The 16,745-nt window shown below is 40.9% G+C and carries 13 protein-coding genes; 6 read left to right on the forward strand and 7 right to left on the reverse strand.

Annotation, left to right across the window (positions count from 1 at the left end):
- Positions 1-28 precede the first annotated feature (28 nt).
- From rsmG to GGR21_RS02875, 3 genes are all read right to left on the reverse strand, one after another.
- Entirely contained in the window at positions 29-649 is a 621-nt protein-coding gene (gene rsmG / locus GGR21_RS02865; protein WP_183305953.1) for a 16S rRNA (guanine(527)-N(7))-methyltransferase RsmG, read from the reverse strand.
- Positions 650-657: 8 nt separating this feature from the next.
- Entirely contained in the window at positions 658-1,503 is an 846-nt protein-coding gene (locus GGR21_RS02870; RefSeq protein ID WP_183305668.1) for a DUF3298 and DUF4163 domain-containing protein, read from the reverse strand.
- Between the two features lie 289 nt (positions 1,504-1,792).
- The gene (locus GGR21_RS02875) at positions 1,793-2,941 is read right to left on the reverse strand and encodes a vWA domain-containing protein (RefSeq protein ID WP_183305669.1); all 1,149 of its coding nucleotides are present in this window, start codon (positions 2,939-2,941) and stop codon (positions 1,793-1,795) included.
- 158 nt (positions 2,942-3,099) lie between these two features.
- On the opposite strand from GGR21_RS02875, the gene GGR21_RS02880 reads away from it, so the two are divergent.
- The 6 genes from GGR21_RS02880 to folD all read left to right on the forward strand — a co-directional run bounded on the left by GGR21_RS02880 (position 3,100) and on the right by folD (position 10,612).
- On the forward strand, positions 3,100-4,914 hold the full coding sequence (locus tag GGR21_RS02880; RefSeq protein WP_183305670.1) for a tetratricopeptide repeat-containing sensor histidine kinase: 1,815 nt from the start codon (positions 3,100-3,102) through the stop codon (positions 4,912-4,914).
- Positions 4,911-5,669, forward strand: a complete 759-nt coding sequence (locus GGR21_RS02885; protein WP_183305671.1) for a LytR/AlgR family response regulator transcription factor — start codon at positions 4,911-4,913, stop codon at positions 5,667-5,669. The genes GGR21_RS02880 and GGR21_RS02885 overlap by 4 nt, the downstream gene beginning before the upstream one ends.
- A 246-nt stretch (positions 5,670-5,915) precedes the next feature.
- The gene (locus GGR21_RS02890) at positions 5,916-7,754 is read left to right on the forward strand and encodes an ABC transporter ATP-binding protein (RefSeq protein ID WP_183305672.1); all 1,839 of its coding nucleotides are present in this window, start codon (positions 5,916-5,918) and stop codon (positions 7,752-7,754) included.
- A gap of 9 nt (positions 7,755-7,763) precedes the next feature.
- Entirely contained in the window at positions 7,764-8,525 is a 762-nt protein-coding gene (gene trmB, locus GGR21_RS02895; RefSeq protein ID WP_183305673.1) for a tRNA (guanosine(46)-N7)-methyltransferase TrmB, read from the forward strand.
- Positions 8,518-9,630: an Mrp/NBP35 family ATP-binding protein gene (locus GGR21_RS02900; RefSeq protein ID WP_183305674.1), complete on the forward strand. Its 1,113-nt coding sequence runs from the start codon at positions 8,518-8,520 to the stop codon at positions 9,628-9,630. Before trmB ends, GGR21_RS02900 begins: the two co-directional genes overlap by 8 nt.
- 100 nt (positions 9,631-9,730) lie before the next feature.
- Positions 9,731-10,612: a bifunctional methylenetetrahydrofolate dehydrogenase/methenyltetrahydrofolate cyclohydrolase FolD gene (gene folD / locus GGR21_RS02905; protein ID WP_183305675.1), complete on the forward strand. Its 882-nt coding sequence runs from the start codon at positions 9,731-9,733 to the stop codon at positions 10,610-10,612.
- A 187-nt stretch (positions 10,613-10,799) separates the two neighbouring features.
- On the opposite strand, the gene GGR21_RS02910 is transcribed toward folD, so the two are convergent.
- The 4 genes from GGR21_RS02910 to GGR21_RS02925 all read right to left on the reverse strand — a co-directional run bounded on the left by GGR21_RS02910 (position 10,800) and on the right by GGR21_RS02925 (position 16,738).
- Positions 10,800-12,782 carry a glycoside hydrolase family 97 protein gene (locus GGR21_RS02910; protein ID WP_183305676.1) on the reverse strand — a complete coding sequence of 661 codons (1,983 nt, stop codon included), beginning with the start codon at positions 12,780-12,782 and terminating at the stop codon, positions 10,800-10,802.
- A gap of 292 nt (positions 12,783-13,074) precedes the next feature.
- On the reverse strand, positions 13,075-14,439 hold the full coding sequence (locus tag GGR21_RS02915; protein ID WP_183305677.1) for an alpha-amylase family glycosyl hydrolase: 1,365 nt from the start codon (positions 14,437-14,439) through the stop codon (positions 13,075-13,077).
- Positions 14,440-14,459: 20 nt separating this feature from the next.
- Positions 14,460-15,566, reverse strand: coding sequence for a SusE domain-containing protein (locus GGR21_RS02920; protein WP_183305678.1), 1,107 nt, complete (start codon positions 15,564-15,566; stop codon positions 14,460-14,462).
- A 20-nt stretch (positions 15,567-15,586) separates the two neighbouring features.
- Entirely contained in the window at positions 15,587-16,738 is a 1,152-nt protein-coding gene (locus tag GGR21_RS02925) for a SusE domain-containing protein (protein ID WP_183305679.1), read from the reverse strand.
- Positions 16,739-16,745: the final 7 nt, after the last annotated feature.

The raw sequence follows: 16,745 nt of genomic DNA on the forward strand, positions 1-16,745 counted from the left end.
CCAACAATAAGAAAAAGTTAAAAAACAACTAAATCATCACATATACGATTTTCTTTGTCTTGAAATATTCCTCCTCAAAGAACATGGAAAGGTCATCCGCCTCTGCTAATTTTTTGAAAGGCTTCATCTCACCCTCAAGGTTTCCTCCTTTCAGACAGATTACACCATTTGGCAGGGCATTGTGTTGTTCCGGAGAAATATTTTTGCGGACTATTTTTACCAGGTCGGGTAATGCCATTACGGCACGGCTGACTACAAAGTCGAACTTCTCCTTTATTTCTTCGGCGCGGCTATGCTTGAATTGTATATTTTTTAGTCCTATTGCATCAGACACTTCCGTAGCAACCCTTACCTTTTTACCAATACTGTCAACTAACAGAAACTCACACTTCGGAAACATGATTGCCAATGGAACACCGGGAAAACCTCCTCCTGTACCCACGTCCATGATCTTAGTACCATCGGTGAATTTTATAAGCTTGACAATAGCCAGAGAATGCAATACATGATGGGTATACAGATTTTCAATATCCTTGCGGGATATGACATTTATTTTGGAATTCCAGTCGGCATACAAATCGTACAATGCACTGAATTGTTCTTTCTGAGTATCGGATATATCCGGGAAATATTTAAGGATAACGTCTATATTCATTATTATTTACCTGAAAGATGAGAAATCGGAGAATTGGCTTTCAATACAGATATCACTTCTTCGTAAGGTATAAATACACGTATCTCGCCCAACGTGAATGCAGCACATTCGCCCGGATTGAAAATATAGGTAATACCTTTCTTGTCTACATAAAAATTATCATTGGATGTAATATCTTCAATACCCCAATAGCCAAACTCCAGAAGATCATCAGCCTTCTTAACATTATTCTGAGCGACTATCTTATCCACAATAGTAGAGTTAAGAACTTTCTTATAGTCTGCCACAAAAATATCCGGCTCACCAAGCCTGTTTCCGGTCTGAAGGTCAATCACGACATTGCGATAAGCAGTGGAAGAATTAGCCCCTCCTTTATAGTCCATGGATGATATCTGATAGGACAGAATGCCCGACATGTCATATATTATTTTTGTATCCAGAGTCTTGTAATACGAGAAATAGTCTTCTGTATCTCCGGAATCTTCCCAATTAGGAAACTGTTCCTTTGCATCACGCTTATAATTCTCGATATAATCTGTCACATATTTCTGGACAGCTTCTGTTGGTGTCAGTTTCTCATATGCTTCGTCTTCCATCAAGGCAAAATTGAGCTCCCCCTGCATTTTGGCCAAGACTTCCGGAGCCTTATACTCCACCGGATAAATATATTTTATTTTCAGGGAACAGGATGGCTTTGTGGAATCATTATCAAGATGATATATCCTGGCCTCCGAAATCGAATCATATACAATTCCATTAGGTGTATCTACCTGTTTATCTGTCTTACAGGAAAAAAAAACCATAAAGACCAAAATAAAAAAACTGTGGGTAATAAATCTGACTTTCATACAAATTGCCATTATCTTTATTGGTACAAATATACGATAAAAAGAAAATATGCTATTTTTTCCTCTGAAATTTCTATAAAGAAAAACAGATTTGAATTTCTGCTTACTATTTAAACAACAGCTATCTCTCATAGTTCATGAAAGATAGCTGCAAATTTAAACAAAACGTATTTATAGATATTTTTTATTAATATCAATCAGCAGTCAAAGAATTAAGAAAGATGAATGCTATTATCTGCTCAATTACCACTAAGTGGCTTAGATACTGACAACTACTCGATTATTTTAACTACTGATTCGAATTATTAGTATATCCTTTTTGATTTGCTAGTGCCAGAATCGATTCATTAATGGCTTTACCTAAGTCATCCGCAGAGGTGTCACCGCCCTCCTTCATCTTCTGTTCATCGATATACTCCTGGCGTTTCCTGGCCAGGTCATTGATCTCTTTCTGGATGGTAGCACGTTCGGCTTCTTTTTCTTTTACAAGCTTTTCGATTTCAGCCGTCGATTTATCCTGATACTCTCCCGGTAGTTCCGATTTTTTGATCCGGCTAAATACTGTCTTATCTTTCTTCGCCATGTCTACCAAATCCCACGAACTGTTATCATAGGCAGCCGCAGATTTGCTTACGGCACGTTCCGCCATATTAGATTTCGACATTTTCAGAGCATTAGCATCCTGTGCCACCTGATTGGATTGAAAATAATACCTGTCACTACCATAGCCCACATAAGTAGAATTCAATCTTTCATTGCAACGGCTTATCCTGTCATCGTAAGGCGTATCATAATAGCGGATTTTTGCATTATGATCTATATTGAAAAACCGCCCCTTCCCCCTGATTGCTCCGTCGCGCCACATTCCTCTGATGCCGGATTCACGATCACCGCAATGAATGGTATGCACATATATATCTTTATCCAATGCACGGTCTATGGCCGACTTATACGAAACTCTCCCTTGTGTGAAAGGTTCATTGCCGGCAATATATATAAGTTTCATATCTGCGCTGTGATTTCCCCATTCCAGCTTGCTCACAGCCTGATCTATCACAGCCCCGCAATATTCCAGCCCTCCATAAGTAGTCAAAGAGAATAATTTTTCAGAGATCAAATCCAGATTGGTGGTCAGCGGTGCGACTTGCCGTATATAGCTGTCCCGCTCCTTCAATCTGTCGTTACCATATTCATATAAAGCGATCTCTATCTGAGGAATTTCTCCTTTATACCTCAATGTGGTGAGAGTATTCACTATATTCCACAGGCGCGACTTTGCCTGCTCTATCAATCCGTCCATACTACTCGACGTATCCAGAAGTATGGCGACCTGAATTCTTGTACCCTTGTGTTGCTGATCATCTGTTTTGTTTGTATTTGCAAAAGCCATTGTTGCTAAAACAAATAACAATGAAGTTAATAGTGTAAGCTTTTTCATAATTTATTGTATTTTTATTGGTTGCTAATTCAAATGTAGAATGTTAAAAAACAATATTCAGGGCAAAGTGGGTGAACTGCCATTTTGAATTGGTGAAATATGAAGGATAAATATTTTAAAAGTATTTACTTTACAAACTGAATGATAGGAAACAATATATGCGCATAAAATATCTGTTTATATACTTAATAATTTTCGTTTCTCCGGTATGTCTGGCACAATCGGAAAACGATAGGAAAAAGGTAAGCAAACAGGAAACTGTAAAGGAAAGTCTGTTGCAAGTATCTGAATCTATCGAAAAAGGAGAATCGGATGAAACGATAGCCGCCAATTATGAAAAACTGGCCAAAGACTTATCGGCACAGGGAGACTATGCCAGAGCCGAAGATTATCTGAACAGGGCAAAAAAACTATATGAAAAACTAAAGAATAAAGAAAAGATAGCCGAAATTGACCGTGAACTGGGCAAAGTCCAGGAGGCTCAAAAGAAGTTTGAAGTTGCAGCGGTAAGTTTTCAAAGAGCAGCTTCGAATGCAGTAAGCCCGACGATGCAAAAAGCCAATTACGGCGATGCAAAAAGAGTTAGACTCCATGACAATCCGCAATCTCAAAAGCTTTATTTGGGCCAAAATGCAGACTTGTTCGCAAAAGCAAATAAAAAGGATGAGCTGGCTTTCAATTTCCAACAGCAGGCTGAAGTGAGCCGTAGCCTTAATGATCCGGATGCTGCTCTTGGTTTTTTGGATATGGCATTAAAAGAAGTAAAAGATCAACCCGCCACATCATGGACAATAAAACAGGAAATTGCCGACACCTACCTAGCCAGCAATCAGCCGGGTAAAGCGATAGAAATAAATAAAGACCTGTTGGCCGAAGCCCGCAAAGTTAATAATCCTGTTGCTGAAGTTAAGCAACTTCAAAACCTTTCGGCAACCTATCTGGAAGCAAATCAGCAAAAGGAAGCACTCAAAGTATTGCAGGAGGCCTATAATGTCGCCGTAGATAACGGACAGACCCTGAATGCTAAAAACAGCCTGGAATCTCTGGTAGAACAATACACGAAAACGAAACAGCCACAGAAGGCACTGGAAGCTTATGCTGATTTTATGAACCGGCTCGAAAGTCTTGTGAAAGGAGACAGTACATTGATCGACGACAAGTTCTTCCATGTACAGGAAGAGAAAATTGTACAACTGGAAAAAGAAAGAGCTTTAAAAGATGAATTGATTCTGAAACAGAATAAATTCAACTATGTACTGATCGGTGTTATCATCCTTATCCTTATATTTCTCCTGTTTATAGGAAAAACGCTTTATTCGATAAAGAAAAAGAATAAGCGGATAGCCCTGCAATCGCTGCGCCGTGAGATGAATCCGCATTTTATCTTCAATAGCCTGAACAGTGTGAATCAGTTTATTGCACAGAACAACGAACTGGAAGCAAATAAGTACCTGTCATCATATTCCAAGTTAATGCGTAATATTATGGAGAATTCCAATAAAGATTTTATTCCGTTATCTGTAGAAATAGATCAGATGAAGGAATACCTCGATCTGGAGTATATGCGTTTCCATGATAAGTTTACCTACCAAATCGATGTAGACGGCTCTCTGGATGCCGATTCTATACTTATTCCCAATATGATTATACAGCCTCAACTGGAAAACGCTATCTGGCACGGGCTTCGTTATAAGGAAGAAATGGGATTGCTTACACTTACTTTCAGACCGGAAGACAATAAGCTATCTGTTATAATAGAAGATGATGGTATAGGTATAAAAAAGAGTCAGGAGTTAAAAACACAACATCAAAGAAACCATAATTCGCGAGGGCTGAATAATACGCACGAGCGTATCGATCTGCTCAATAGCCTCTACAATACCGAAATATCCATAGATATTAGAGAAAAGGAAGCTCCGCATTCGGGAGTGATTGTTACACTGCAACTTCCATTAATAGTGAAAAACAAATGAATACCTTACAAAGAATAAAAAGCGTAATTGTAGAAGACGAATCGGCTGCCCGTGAAGCTCTGAAAAACTACCTTGCCAAATACTGTCCGCAAATTGAATTGGTCGGCGAAGCCCACAATTGCAAAGAAGCGATTCCTCTTTTGCACGATCTGGAGCCTCAATTGGTATTCCTGGACGTGGAAATGCCGTTCGGTAATGCCTTTGATGTGCTCGAAGGATGCAAAGACCTGTATTTCGAAACAATCTTTGTAACAGCTTTTTCAGAATATTCCCTGCGCGCTCTCAATCAAAGCGCTGCATATTATTTGCTGAAACCTATCAGTATCGAAGAACTGATCCTGGCTGTCAATAAGGTACAACAGCACATTATCAACAAAGAAATATTCAACAGGAACAAAATACTGGTAGAGAATTTCAGAGAACCCACCACTGAAAAACAACAGGTCATACTCCCTACTCTCGAAGGCTTTGAGGTAGTAAAGATGGAAGATATAATCCGCCTGCAAGGAAACGGCAACTTCACCGATATATACCTCCGTGATAAAAGTAAAAAAATGGTCTGCCGATTTTTGAAACACTTCAGCGAGATACTCCCCTATCCCTTCATCAGGGTACATAAATCGCATATTATAAATACCAACTACGTAAAATCATACCATAAAAATTCAGGAGGATACCTCACTCTGGAAGACGGAACCGAAATAGAAATATCGCTGAGCTACAAGGAAGAATTTCTTCGCATATTCAAAGGATAGATATCTGTATACTTATTAAAAATCAAGAAAATATCCTTAACAACTTCATTAAATAAAGAAAGGTATTTATAAAAAGAAGAATTATGGCTAACTTGCAGCCGTTTTTGGCATAACTCCCGCAAGAGCTATGCTTTTAAGGTCGCAGACCTATTTATTGTCCATCCACGTATAACATCTATTTATTTGTTATAACTGAAAAATGCGACATTAAATCAAATCTTTTACTCATTTACTAAATACTCTTAGATGAAGGACTTTATTATACTAATAAAACGGTTTATCCCCCCATACAAAAAGCAGGTAGGATTAAATATCTTTTTCAATATACTGAGTGCATTCCTCAATGTATTCTCTTTTATGTTCATCATCCCTATTCTGCAAATATTATTCAAAATAGAGATAAACAATTACGAATATATACCTTTCGACACCAGCAGCATTGGTTCCATGTTCAATTTCGGTGTCATCAAAAATAATTTCTATTGGTATATAACCGATCTTATGGATAAATATTCGGCCAGTACTGCACTTCTCGTACTTGGACTGTTCTTCGTTACGATGACACTATTTAAAACTCTAACCGTCTACCTGAGTGGTCATTTCATAGTTTCTGTCCGCACAGGGGTTGTAAGAGATATACGTAAACAAATAAACGACAAGATACTCTCCCTACCATTAGGCTTTTTCTCTAACGAACGGAAAGGTGACATCATGGCCCGTATGACAGGAGATGTAGCCGAAGTGGAAAACTCCGTCATGAGTTCCCTTGACATGGTGAGCAAAAACCCTATCCTTATAGCTATATATCTGGGAACAATGCTTTTTACCAGTTGGCAACTCACAGTCTTTGTTTTCATACTCCTTCCCTTGGCTGGTTATATAATGGGAAAAGTAGGTAAAAGCCTCAAACGAAAATCGGTAGAAGCACAAAACCAATGGGGCGGATTGATGTCTCAAATAGAAGAGACACTTAGTGGACTTAGGATCATTAAAGCATTTAATGCCGAAGAGAAAATGACCGGCCGTTTCGATAAGTCCAGTAATATATTCAGGGATATGTCGAACCGTATAGCCCGTCGCCAGATGATGGCTCACCCCATGAGTGAATTGTTGGGAACTATTACGATTGTTGTTATTCTATGGTATGGAGGCTCCCTTATTTTGGGAAATGATAGCATGATAGAGGCATCCAGTTTCATATTTTACCTCACGGTTTTTTATCTTATCATACAGCCTGCCAAAGACCTTTCCAAATCGGTATATGCTATCCAGAAAGGGATGGCATCAGTAGAACGTATCGATAAAATACTAAAGGCTGAGAACCCGATTAAAGATCCGGCAAACCCTAAACAACTTGCATTCAACAAAGAAATCTCTTACAGAAACGTTGAATTCAGATATGAAATCAATTGGGTAATAAAAGATGTAAGTCTTACTATTCCAAAAGGGAAGACCATCGCACTTGTCGGTCAGTCCGGATCGGGCAAATCTACCATGGCAGACCTCCTTCCCCGCTTTTACGATGTGAACAATGGGGGTATCTATATCGATGATGTGAATATTAAAGATGCCAGAGTACATGATGTACGAGCCTTGATGGGAAACGTTAATCAGGAAGCCATCCTGTTTAACGATACATTCTTCAACAATATAGCCTTTGGTGTGGAAAACGCGACAATGGAACAGGTAGTAGAAGCCGCAAAGGTTGCCAATGCACATGATTTTATTATTGCCACAGACAACGGGTATAATACTAATATAGGAGACCGCGGAGGCAAGCTTTCGGGTGGACAGCGTCAACGTATCAGCATAGCCCGTGCTATCTTGAAAAACCCACAGATCCTTATTTTAGACGAAGCAACTTCGGCACTAGATACCGAATCGGAACGACTGGTACAGGACGCATTGGAGAGACTGATGAAAAACCGTACCACGCTTGTAATAGCGCACCGGCTTTCTACTATTAAAAATGCCGACGAAATATGCGTAATGCACGAAGGTAAAATAGTGGAAAGGGGTCAACATAATGAGCTATATAATCTGGACGGATATTATCGCAAGTTGTGCGATATGCAGCAATTTTAATCTGGAGCAATGGGAAAGAACAAGCTAGCTAAATTTGCCAATATGGAGGAATACCCGCATGTATTCCAATATCCTTTTTCGATATTGCAGGAAAAGGGTTTTGAGATGAAGGGCAAATGGAACGAACTGTTTTTCAAGAACAATAATCCAATTGTACTGGAACTGGGCTGTGGTAAAGGAGAATACACTGTAGGACTGGCAAAACTTTTCCCGGAGAAGAACTTTATCGGTGTAGACATAAAGGGAGCCCGTATGTGGACTGGTGCAAAACAGGCACTTGAAGAAAACCTTCCGAATGTTGCTTTCCTGCGTACCCATATCGAACTGATAACTCATTTCTTCGCACAGGGAGAAATAGCTGAAATATGGATCACTTTCCCCGATCCGCAAATGAATAAGGTGAATAAGCGGATGACTTCTACCCGCTTTATGAAGTTATACAGGCAGATCATTTCCGATAATGGAATCATCCACCTGAAGACTGACAGCCACTTCATGTACACATATACCAGAGCAATGGTAAAGGAGAATTCGTTACCTGTGCTTTTCGATACCGATGACCTGTATCACTCCGGTTTAGCCGACGATATTCTTAAAATACAAACCTTTTATGAACAACAATGGCTGGCACGGGGTTTAAACATAAAATATATCAAATTCGAGTGCTCTGAGCGCGACAACTGGATTGAGCCCGATATAGAAATCGAAAAAGACGACTATCGCAGTTTCGGGCGCAGCAACATACTAAATCAATCAACTGAAAATGGCTAATATATATCCAAAACTGATTCTCGACGCACTGCGTAACGTGCGTTATCCCGGTACAGGGAAAGATATTGTGGAAATGGGTATGGTTTCTGATGATATCCATATCAATGGTATGAAAGTAAGCTTGTCTTTACTTTTCGAGAAGCCGAATGACCCGTTTATCAAATCAATAGTGAAAGCTGCTGAAACGGCTATCCTCACTTATGCCGATCCCGACATTGAAATAAAGGGAAACATCGAAGTAAAAACACCACAGGCAGAATCTGCGAAGCCTGCAAAACTTTTACCTACGGTAAAAAATATAATCGCCATATCATCCGGAAAAGGAGGTGTTGGCAAAAGTACAGTTTCGGTCAATCTGGCTGTATCTTTAGCTAACAAAGGCTATAAAGTAGGCTTGCTCGATGCCGATATCTTCGGCCCGTCACTTCCGAAAATGTTTGATGAGGAAGAAGCCCGTCCCTATCTCGAACCTATCGATGGAAAGGAATATATCGTTCCTGTGGAAAAGTATGGGGTGAAAATGCTGTCTATTGGTTTCTTTGTCAATAAAGACGATGCCGTGGTATGGCGTGGAGCAATGGCAGGAAACGCCTTGAAACAACTGATAGCCGATGCCAACTGGGGAGACCTTGATTATTTCCTCATCGACTTTCCGCCGGGAACAAGCGATATACATCTTACCCTTGTGCAAACACTGGCCATTACCGGAGCAGTCGTAGTAAGCACACCGCAACAAGTGGCACTAGCCGATGCACGTAAAGGAATCAATATGTTTATGAACGATAAAGTGAATGTCCCCATTCTCGGACTGGTTGAAAATATGGCATGGTTCACGCCTGCCGAACTGCCTGAAAACAAGTATTACATCTTCGGAAAAGACGGAGGTAAAGATTTGGCGGAGGAAATGAATGTTCCTTTACTCGGCCAGATACCAATCGTACAAAGCATCTGTGAAGGAGGAGATAAAGGTGTTCCCGTTGCCCTGAATGAGAATACAATCACAGGCATGGCTTTCTCCCATCTGGCAGACAATTTCATTAAGTCGGTGGAAAAACGGAATAGTGAACTAGCGCCTACTCAGAAAGTGGAGGTGCATAATAAATAACATAAAAGATAAAAGGACAACGACAGAACGCTTGTCCTTTTTAATTTAGTATCTTTGTATGTAACAAACACTGATTCATATACCTAAATAATCTATCTGTATGCAACTGATCGACGGCAAAGCCATCTCGGCACAAATGAAGAAAGAAATAGCAGAAGAAGTCGCACAAATCAAAGCCGCAGGAGGAAAAACGCCTCACCTTGCAGCCGTGCTTGTCGGCCATGACGGAGGCAGTGAAACCTATGTAGCCAGTAAGGTGAAAACCTGTGAAGAAGTCGGCTTCAAATCTTCTCTTATCCGCTTCGAAGAGAGTGTGAGCGAAGAAGAGCTATTGGCTTGTGTCAACAAACTGAATAACGATGCCGATGTGGATGGATTCATCGTGCAATTACCATTACCGAAGCATATATCGGAGCAAAAAGTCATTGAAGCAATCGATCACCGCAAGGATGTGGATGGATTCCACCCTATCAATGTAGGCCGCATGTCAATCGGGCTTCCTTGTTTCGTTTCAGCCACTCCGGCAGGAATACTCGAACTGTTGAAACGCTACGAAATACCAACACAGGGTAAACATTGCGTGGTACTCGGGCGCAGCAACATTGTAGGAAAACCCGTTGCCAACCTGATGATGCAGAAAGGTTATCCGGGTGACGCAACTGTAACCGTTTGCCATAGCCGGACTCCCAATATCAAGGAAATATGCCTTAGCGCCGATATTATCATTGCTGCGCTTGGTGTTCCCGAATTCCTGAAAGGCGACATGGTGAAAGATGGCGCAGTTGTTATCGATGTAGGCACGACCCGTGTACCCTCCACAGAGACCAAATCAGGATTCAGATTGAAAGGGGACGTGGCTTTTGAAGAAGTATCGCCCAAAGCATCCTACATAACCCCAGTTCCGGGGGGTGTAGGCCCGATGACTATTATCTCGCTGATGAGAAATACTCTACTGGCCGGAAAGAAAGAGATATATAAATAGCATACCAGTACTATAAGCGAAAAGGGGCTGTCCCAAAAGTAATTTTTGATTTCTTTCTGTCATCCTGAACGGAGTGAAGGATCTTCTTTTGAGAGTTGAGATTCTTCGTTACACTCAGAATAACAAAAGAAAGTAACACTTTGACAGTGTAATCTTACTTTTGGGACAGCCTCTTTTTATCTACTGTCTATATCTTCTCTATAATAATAGCAGTTCCCCCACCCTCTGCCAGATTCAGTTCAATCAGAGAATCGGATGTGACTTCTATTTCCTGAATATCCACAGGATAAGGATTATTCTGATAATTAGTATCTTTATCATCCCTGAATATTCTGGCCATATATCTTGCTCCCTTATCCAGAAAATCCAGTTTCAGGGACAATTCTCTTTTTTCCGCGTTTGTAATACTGCCTATATACCAGTTTTCGCTATCCCTGCCTTTTCTTGCAATGGTAATATATTCTCCTATTTTAGCATGAGGTATAACTGTCTTCGACCAATTCGTCGGACAGTTCGTTATAAACTCAAACGGAGCAGGATTACTCTCATAATTTTCAATCATATCGGCAGCCATCTGCAAAGGGCTGTACAATACCACAAACAAAGCCAACTGCTTAGCCAGTGTTGTACGGACTCTGGTCTGAGGCAAAACGGGATTGTCAAAATTAAAGATCACGGGCGTGAAATCCATCGGCCCTGCCAATCCACGGGTGAAAGGAATAACAGTGGTATGTTCCGGCGGATTACCTCCATCGGTAGACCATGCGTTCCATTCCTGTCCCCTTACCCCTTCCTGTGTCATCAGGTTTGGCCATGTACGTTGCAATCCGGTAGGCATCACAGGCTCATGGTTGTCTATCATAATGTGATGTTTGGCCGCTGTTTCTATCACCTTCCGGTAATGACGCACCCCATACTGGCTGCTATGCATCTCTTTGCCGTCGAGTTTTCCACCTACATAGCCTGTTTTCACAGCATTCACCCCATACTTTTGGTAATAAGCAAAGGCGCTATCCATCTGCGATTCGTAGTTTTTTGTCTGTCCTCCCGTTTCATGATGTCCTATCAGTTTCACGTTTTTGGCAGCCGCATAATCGGTTATCTTTGCTATATCGAAATCAGGGTATGGAGTAGTGAATTCAAATGATTTCCAATCTTCCCAACCTTTATTCCATCCTTCGACCAATACTCCCTGAAAGTTATGCTTAGCGGCAAAATCAATATATTTCAATGTGTTCCCGGTTGTAGCTCCATGCTTCGGTCCTTGTTCCCATGTGTATTTTTTCATGTGCATGCCCCACCAAATACCAATATAGCGTCCCGGCTGAATCCACGAAGTGTCTTCTATCTTAGACGGCTCATTCAGGTTCAGCATCAGACGGGAAAGCATGAGATCGCCCGCATTATCAGCAATGATCATCGTACGCCAAGGCGTAGCGTGCGGAGTTTTCATAAACACCTTTTCGCCTGTAGACCACGGGGTAAGATAAGTCCGCAAAGTAGTAGAACTACTATCCGGATATAAATTCATTGCGGCATAATCGGTCAGATTTGCTTCATGAATAGCCAGAAACATACCGTCTGCTGTTTCCATTGTAAGAGGTGTGCAAACAGTATCTAATTGATTCATCTCCGATGATGTATATAATCCTTCATAGAACTCGGTATTATAAGGAATAGACCATGCTTTGTGATTTGCGGCCAAAGCAAATTCAGTCAATTCATCCATAATCACAAAGTCTTTCAGATTCTCCTGTTCCGGGAACTCATAGCGAAAACCAAAGCCATCATTGAAAATTCGGAAGACAACCGAGAATTTTCTTTTCAATCCGTCTTTTTCCTCAATGTTTAGTTTCAGCTCATTATAAGTATTATCGACGGTTACTTCTTCGCCCCAGGGCTGATCCCATTGTTCACTGAACGATCTTTCTTCGGTAGTGGTTATCCGGAAATTATCTTTCAGCGAACTGTCTTTCAAGACAAATCCGAGATACGACTTATCCAGAATAACCTTATTGTCTTTTTTCAGGGTATAGTATAACCGTCCGTCATCCAATCCCGTATTCAGCTGTATAGAGCCATCCGGCGACTGAACCGAGTTATTGCCCTGATGCGAACAGGACAATAACAGGATTACTGAAAGAAACGGTATCAAAAATCTTAATTTCATTTATTATTGCATTTAATATTTCATATCAATCGATAGCCAGATAAAAGTTGACAAAGTTGACAGATATTTTAATTTTTTATTTTTTCCTGTCATCCTGAGGAACGAAGGATCTAAATGCAGATACTTCGGTTCGCTCCAGCATGACAAGTAACAAAACCTGACAATTAGCAATCGCCGAAGCGAAGGCGAGGCAAACCTGACACTTTTGGCTCTTTCCATTCTTCATTTTTAATTCTTCATTTAAACATTGGCATATTAAATTTATCCTATAGATAAACTTCTCTAATTCCGATTATTTTACAAAAACTTCGTACCCATTCTCCAGCAGGGTAATGCCTTCTTCTGCGGAAAATTCCTTATAAGTATTATTCAGATAATCTTTGAATCTGCCGGAAGGGACATCTTCGGTAAACTTAAACCGCACAGCCACTTTACCCAGATTGAGTATTACAAGCACTTCATTATCTCCTTTTGTACGCGAATAGACGAATACCTTTTCGTTATTGGTAGGATATATTTTCAATGCTCCACGATTGGCTCCATCTTCTAATGCAGGTTGGGTACGCTTCAGTTGTGTCAGTTTTTTGAACAGGTTCAGATATATACTGTTTGCCGGATCCCATTGTACAGGCGACAGTTCGAACAAGCTCATCGCCTTATTCATTCCTATTTCCTGCCCGTTGTATATTAACGGCATATCATAAATAGTAAATGAAAGAACGGTTAATGGCAATACACTATTCCCGTAACGGGTAAACTCCGTACCATCGTGTGCATTCAGGTCGTGGTTGGTCAGGTAAACCATACGCCCTTTGTTTTTGTACGCGGAATTATTGAATAGCTTTTCGCATTCGCTTACTAGTTCCGGCACATTATTATTACTTCCAAAATTATTCATTGCGGTATTAAAACCCCAGGCATAATCATAATCAAATGCTTCCATATAATCGGGATTGTCCCCTTCGCAAAGCCATGTGATTTTTTTCACGGCATCTACCTGTGTACGGGCTTCTTTCCAGAATGACAGCGGAACAAAAGTAGCCGCATCACAACGGTAGCCATCTATATCAAACTCAGATACCCAGTATTTCATTGCGTCTATCATAGCTGCGCACATATTAGCGTTGTTATAATCAAGTTGTACAACATCCGCCCAGTCGTTCGGTGAATACGGGCGTTGTCCATCTTTTTCAGCATAATAATCGAGATGCTCCGTTACCCAGCTATGATCCCATGCTGTATGATTCGCCACCCAGTCCATCCATATCTCCATACCGGCCGCGTGGGCTGCGTTGATCAACGATTTGAAATCTTCGGAAGTCCCGTAATTAGGGTCGATTGCTTTATAATCCTTAACCGAGTAAGGGCTACCGAGCAATCCTTCGCGGTTTTCCACACCTATCGGATGAACAGGCATCAGCCATAGGATATCCACTCCCAGTTCTTTGAGCCAGGGCAGATCTTTCTCAAGACCTTTGAAATTCCCCTCCGGTGAATAGTTGCGAACATTCACTTCGTATATAACCTTATTGTGAGCGGTTATCGGTTTTACTTCGGCGTTGGGTATATCCACCCACATATCCTCATCGTCATCGCTGCAACTGCTGAATGTAAGAAATGATATCAGCGTCAGCATCAGTATTTTTATTGTGTCCATTATATTCTCTTTTAGATATATTATCCTGCTTGTTTCTTGATTACGTAATGACCTGTGATGTCATTGAAATATATACGGTATGTACCCGCAGGAGCTGTTGCACCGGGACCGTCGAATATACCCTGCCCAAACGGAATGTCGGCAGGTTGGGCACCCCAGTTCTTACCCCAGTCACGGTCTCCTCTGAATTTAACCGTAGTAGAATTATCGAAAGTGAATACTCCGTTCCACTGGTGGGAGTCATAGGACGAGGCGTCCATAAGCGGCTCATTATCCCATGCGCAGAAGTCACCGATAGGGCCCATCATCGAATATGTTTTTATTTCAGATGCATCATATGGTTCTATTTTCCATGTCATATTAATAATATCAATAGTAACTGTGGCATATCCTTCTATATAGAACGCGCCTTTGTCTCCGAAATCCAATACTCCGTCCGTACCTGCACAATACATATTATCGTAACTACCCAGATATTCTTCTCCGCAGAATTTAAAATAAGATCCTGCGCCGAAATTTCCTGTATAGGTATACACCCCACTCTCCGGATTATTATCGTTCCGGTACATAATATATCCGGTATTATTCGGATCCCATCCGTTCATATCGCCGATGATGTATACATAAGGCGGCTCTTTTAACGGTACAAATGGAGAAACTACCAGAAGAGCCGCTTCTGAATAAACAACTATATCATTACCTGTTGCCTTGATCCTGAAACTGATAGTCTGAGCTTCTTCGTTTTCTTCTCCGGCCAGCTCATTGAATAATGAGCGTAAAGTTTCAGTATATATATCTGTGTAGAGCCCTGTTGTAGTTGCCACGGTCACCGGATCGGAGAAGTTACGATCTACCAGATCGGCTTCTACTTCATAAGTGATCGGATCAACAAAAATGGGCGTTCCTGCTTCTGAGAAGAATTTTGTCTTTGTCCAGTTCATCCTGAACAGATAAGGATTTTCCCCCTCTTTCGGTTCGGGCAGCGAATAGTTTGTAGTTTCGAAGCTGCTGATCACCGATACGGTCGCAGGAAGCTCGATTGTATTTGTATTGTTGTCATCGTCGCTGCATGCCGGCAAAAAAGCCAGCATACAGAACAAAGCAAATATATATTGTATCTTTTTCATGTTTCTATAAGATTTTTCTATTATTTCTTAATGATCACATAATGTCCTGTCAGGTCGTTCAGTATCGCGTAATACTCGCCTGTTTCGGCCAATGAGATATTATTATCGTGGGCAGTCGGGTTAAAGTCGGCCTTACCAAACGGACTGTCATCCGGATTAAACGGACACCAGCGGTTGTCCCAGCTATGGTTCGCACGGAATTTCACACCATATTCGATAATATCGAGATTGATATTTATCTTCCAGATATGAGGATCGTATGCCATCGGCGTCATAGCGGGTTCTGGATTAGGACTTCCCGATCCCCAGCCACAGAATGCGCCGACAAAATTGACCATTGTAAATTGTGTGGCTCCGGTCATATCATAATCTACAATGCTATATGTCATATCCTTCAGATTGATCGTAATGGTCTTATAACCTTCTGTCTCATTATAGAAAGAACCGACTTCGCTTTCTTCATAAACCATTGTAGTTTCATCTTTGCGGCAATATGCTTTGTATGAACCTAAAGACTCTTCAGGAATAAACTTAAAGTAGCATCCGGCCTGTATACGTCCCGTATAGGTGTATATACGTTCTTTCGGATTGCTGTTATCCTTGAACATCATAAAATCGGTATTCCTGTTATCCCATCCATTCATATCACCCAATAAGTATATGAACTGAAGATCTTCGGTCGGATAATATGGAGTCACAGTCAATGCGATCTTATTATCAGAGATTGATTCCCCTGCCAGGTTCTGCCCGTAATTCACTAAAAGGCGGAGTTCAATATCTATCGGTTCATCCGGTGTTGCCTCTAATCCTTTTAGTAAAAGCTGATTAAAATCTTTGATGTAGATATTAGCTGCCAGAGAAGTAGTCACAGTTACGGTTTGTGCTGCGGCAAAATTATTACCTGCTTTGTCAACCTGTAAGGTATAATTGACCGGAGCAGCCGGAACAGGATTTGTACTGCCATCGAGATGAAACAATGTTTCAGTCCATGTTACTGTAAACAATAATGGGTTTCCGTCTTCCGGTTCAGTAAGGGTATATTCACTTGTAGGAAAATCGTCCAGTATGCTGGGGATAACTTTTGTCAGAACCGGAGATGTATCATCATCGCTGCAAGCCATAAAACCAAGCATACAAAGAAGGCCAATTATATATATCTTATATGTTTTCATATATTTA

The sequence above is a fragment of the Dysgonomonas hofstadii genome (assembly GCF_014196915.1).
Classification (GTDB): domain Bacteria; phylum Bacteroidota; class Bacteroidia; order Bacteroidales; family Dysgonomonadaceae; genus Dysgonomonas; species Dysgonomonas hofstadii.